At 58.2% G+C, this 3,596-nt stretch carries 4 protein-coding genes and 4 tRNA genes; all 8 read right to left on the bottom strand.

Going from position 1 to position 3,596, the window contains the following annotated elements; genetic code table 11:
* On the bottom strand, positions 1 to 162 hold a 162-nt coding region (locus VJ956_RS02995), incomplete at its 3' end, for a GTP-binding protein (RefSeq protein WP_324081495.1).
* 50 nt (positions 163 to 212) lie between these two features.
* A tRNA-Thr gene (locus VJ956_RS02990) sits at positions 213 to 288 on the bottom strand.
* A 17-nt stretch (positions 289 to 305) separates the two neighbouring features.
* A tRNA-Gly gene (locus VJ956_RS02985) sits at positions 306 to 380 on the bottom strand.
* Positions 381 to 390: 10 nt separating this feature from the next.
* Positions 391 to 474 (bottom strand) — tRNA-Tyr (locus VJ956_RS02980).
* Between the two features lie 39 nt (positions 475 to 513).
* A tRNA-Thr gene (locus VJ956_RS02975) sits at positions 514 to 589 on the bottom strand.
* Positions 590 to 620: 31 nt separating this feature from the next.
* Complete coding sequence (locus VJ956_RS02970) at positions 621 to 1,367, bottom strand: SPOR domain-containing protein (RefSeq protein WP_324081493.1); 747 nt, start codon at positions 1,365 to 1,367, stop codon at positions 621 to 623.
* Positions 1,364 to 2,098 carry a type III pantothenate kinase gene (locus VJ956_RS02965; protein ID WP_324081491.1) on the bottom strand — a complete coding sequence of 245 codons (735 nt, stop codon included), beginning with the start codon at positions 2,096 to 2,098 and terminating at the stop codon, positions 1,364 to 1,366. The genes VJ956_RS02970 and VJ956_RS02965 overlap by 4 nt, the downstream gene beginning before the upstream one ends.
* On the bottom strand, positions 2,095 to 3,066 hold the full coding sequence (locus tag VJ956_RS02960; protein WP_324081489.1) for a biotin--[acetyl-CoA-carboxylase] ligase: 972 nt from the start codon (positions 3,064 to 3,066) through the stop codon (positions 2,095 to 2,097). Before VJ956_RS02960 ends, VJ956_RS02965 begins: the two co-directional genes overlap by 4 nt.
* Between the last annotated feature and the right edge of the window lie 530 nt (positions 3,067 to 3,596).

Genomic DNA, 3,596 nt, shown 5'->3' with positions numbered 1-3,596 from the left:
CGCGTTGTCGATCGAGTCGAATGCGCTGGCACTGCCAGTACCCCAGACTTCGTGACAGACACGGGTCAGGGCAGCTGTCAGCGTGGTCTTGCCATGGTCTACGTGACCAATGGTACCCACGTTCAAGTGCGGTTTGTTACGCTCAAATTTTGACTTAGACATTCAACCTATCTCCCTAATCAACTGGACCGAAACGTTGACCGGACAAATGATGGAGCTCATGACCGGAATTGAACCGGTGACCTCATCCTTACCAAGGATGTGCTCTACCGACTGAGCTACATGAGCGATTCAGCACTTCAAATTGGAGCGGGCAGCGGGAATCGAACCCGCGTCATCAGCTTGGAAGGCTGAGGTAATAGCCACTATACGATGCCCGCGAACAGTAAGTGGTGGAGGGGGCAGGATTCGAACCTGCGAAGCTTTCGCGTCAGATTTACAGTCTGATCCCTTTGGCCACTCGGGAACCCCTCCCGTCCGGACCCGCAAAAGCAGGCCCGCTAAAACTAAAAGTGGAGCTGGCGGACGGAATCGAACCCCCGACCTGCTGATTACAAGTCAGCTGCTCTACCAACTGAGCTACGCCAGCCCACATTCGCCTCTTCAGCGAGGGCGGTATACTACGGATTTTCAGAGGGCGTTGCAATACCCTCACAGGGGCTGATTTCCACCATTTCGAAATCATCCCGGTAATCGTCGATCCGCCTGTCTCTGTCGCCTGTATCTACCGGCCCTGCCACTTCGAAAACGAGGGCGTAGCTTATCTGATTACGCGGGAACATGGCCAGCACGGCATTGAGATTCTGACGTTTTTTTGCTTCCAGTACCCGTTCGGCAGCCGCCTTTGACTGGAACAGTCCCAGCGAAACCGCATTCCTGTTCTCGCCACGGGTCACCAGGTAGGAGTCGATTCCCCGGCGCTGGAGATCCCTGAACAATCGCAAAGCCTGCTCCTCAGGCTGGGGAGGAATGATAATCCAGTGCAGGGGCTCAAGGGCCCGTTCCTCCTCCCTGACAGCATGAGCATCACCAGGGCTGCCAAGAGAGCGATAGGCGGCACGGGCCTGATCCGCCGTTTCAAACCAGCCGAGACGGACGCATGTTGGAAAAACAGGTACCGCAACCGGCTCTGCCCGGCCTTCCTTTTGATCCTGCTCCCCTTCTGTTGATACAGGCATTCCGGCAACCGTTTCAGTCCTGACCTTGCTGACGTCAGTATCGGCACTACTGCCATCAACTTTCAGTGTCGAGACTCTTGGCAGTGTCCGGGCGCTCACGACCATCCTGTCCCTGTCCGGAACCAACAGATCGCCGGCAAACCAGATAAAGCAGTTGGCGGTCAGCAGAATCAGCACCAGCCACCTCACGAAATGGTGCTCTCGGCGTCAATCGCTGCCAGGCCTGCCAGCACCAGGCCCGGATCGTTCTGCCCGGGCAGGCCAGCGGCAACAAGGACTTCAGCGTCACCACCGGTGCACAGGATGCGATCAATACCATACCGCTGGCAGTCGGCGAGGAGCTGCCGGATCAGACCCTGCCAGAGCCAGACCACGCCGTGCTGAACACATTCAGTCGTAGACATGCCGGGATGGCCGGCACCGGTATCGATTGATTCAAATCCGATTCTGGCGGCATCCTGTTGCAGGGATCGCAGCATCATCTGCTTGCCGGGCAGGATATAGCCGCCCAGATGGCCGCCATCGTCGGCAACATAATCCACCGTGATGGCACTCCCGGCATCAATAACCGCAAAGCCGGAAGCGTTCCGGTGCCAGCCTGCATACATCGCATGCCAGCGATCCGCACCCATTTTACTGACATCGGAATAGGCGTTCCTGAGACCACCCCGGCTGGTTTCAGACCAGTAAAAACAGACATTCGCAGCCGACAACGGAGCCAGACGCTCGACCAGATTCACACGCCTGGCTTCGGACATGACCGTTGAGACGGCAATATGGCTTATCCGCTCAGCGTATGGGGACAACTCCTCCAGCCAATCCTGGCCATCAAACCGACAGGCGCCGCCGGCAATAATGGTTTCCTGCTGATTGAGCTGCCACTTAAGGCGTGTATTCCCGGCGTCAACAAGCAATCTCATGAGCGCGTCCGCAAGCTGATCTCTCCAGCGCGTACTTTTTCAATCTCACCATCCACAGCAATCAGATAGTTGCCCTGGTAATCCACACCACAACCTGTGCCCGAAAGCATACCATCAACCGTTGTCAGTGGTTGGCCGTTAAAAATATCCCGGGACTGCCACCGCGAGCGGAAGCCCTCGAACCCTGTCACGGCGAACTGCTCCGAGGCCTGGAGGACCGAGGCAATCACATCTGCCGCAAGCTGGTTTCTCTGCCAGGCGCGATCCGGCATGGATCGCGCAAGACTGGTCCATGCCTGCTCCAAACCCTCGGCCCGGGACATGTGAACATTGACGCCGATACCCGCGACAACATGAATCACGCCCTCTTCCAGCTCCCCCTGCAGTTCAACGAGAATACCGGCAAGTTTGCTATCCCGGACAAATATATCATTCGGCCACTTCAGGCCCACATCGTTCACACCCTGTTTCTCCAGCGCCTGCGCAACCGCCAGGCCGAGCACCAGGCTAAGGCCGTCGAGCATGGCAAAGCCACCCCTGAATATCAGCCCAAAGCTCAGGTACAGATTCTCGCCACGCGGGCTCTGCCATTGACGGCCACGCCGGCCTCTTCCCGCAGTCTGATGATCAGCCAGGCAGATCAGCGTCTCGCTGGAACGGTTTTGCGCCCTCTGCCTGATAATCTCCGCATTGGTTGAGTCCAGTTCATCATGGACCTTGAGGGAAGTGATGGTCGACCTGAGTTGGGTCGACAATCGGGCCATTATCGCCTCGGCATCCAGGAGATCCACCATCGTCATCAGCCGGTAGCCCCTGCCCCTGATGGTCTCGATCGAATAGCCCTCATCGACAGCTCTCTTGATCTGTTTCCACACGGCTGTTCGACTGACCCCAAGAGATGCGGCGAGGGATTCTCCGGAATGGATCTGGCCATCGGCAAGAAGGTTCAGTAAGGCTCTGGATTTCATTCAGTACCGCCCGCTAAATTAATCAGTATGAATAAAGGCATCATACCCGGCCAGCGCAGCGTGATGCAGGCAGTGCGTCGCACTGCTGACGATTCCCGGGCTGGCCTGAGCCCCGGCCGGCGCTGCGCGCCGGGATGACCTACTTTGCTCGCGCTGTCGCGCTCGGCCCTTCGGGCCCGCCGTCGCTGCGCTCCCGCGTCCTGCGGCGTGCGTGGCAAGCTATGTCATATGGATTCAGAGTTGCCTGCTGCCGGCAGCGCTTCGCACTGCAACGATGACCCGGAGCGGACCCGGGACGGTCCGCTCGCCCTTCCCTGAGCGAGCCGTGCTCGCTCTGCCTGCGGCACCGGGGCGGACACTCCCGTAGGTCATCTCTTTTCTGGTGCTAATATCGAGTAGGGTGAGGCGTCACCGCCTCAGCCCTCTCACAGAACCGTACATACGGACCACGTATACGGCTCATGCCATTAACTTACCCCGAACTCGGGGACAGTGATACCGGTTCGGACCTGGGTCAGATCCACCAACCT

The organism is Marinobacter sp. (assembly GCF_035268745.1).
Classification (GTDB): domain Bacteria; phylum Pseudomonadota; class Gammaproteobacteria; order Pseudomonadales; family Oleiphilaceae; genus Marinobacter.
This window is presented reverse-complemented; position numbering and strand designations above follow the sequence as displayed.